Below are 301 nucleotides of genomic sequence, written 5' to 3'. Positions count from 1 at the left end.
CGGCGCGGCGCTGCGTTCCGGGGAGCCGGGCGCTCCAGCGCGTGAAGTTCACGAATCCTTGCCTCGTGTCGTGGTGGTGGGCCGGCTCCGGGGCGGCCGTGCGGCGGGGACACGCCGTGTGCTGCCTTGGTCGGGGGTGCTGAGGTCGGTCGGGGGGCGGTTGGTGGGTCGTCGGGATGCAGTGTGGCAGTGCGGGCGTCGGGCCCGGTATTCGTTCGACGCCGGGGCGTTCGGCGGAGTTCCTGGATCGGGTGAGGACTACTCCTTCGGGTTGTCCTCGCCGCCCGGGGAACCGGGATTC

The organism is Streptomyces niveiscabiei, assembly GCF_001419795.1.
In the GTDB taxonomy this organism is placed as follows: Bacteria; Actinomycetota; Actinomycetes; order Streptomycetales; family Streptomycetaceae; genus Streptomyces; species Streptomyces niveiscabiei.
The sequence above is the reverse complement of the archived record's forward strand: the minus strand, read 5'-3'. Positions refer to the sequence as shown.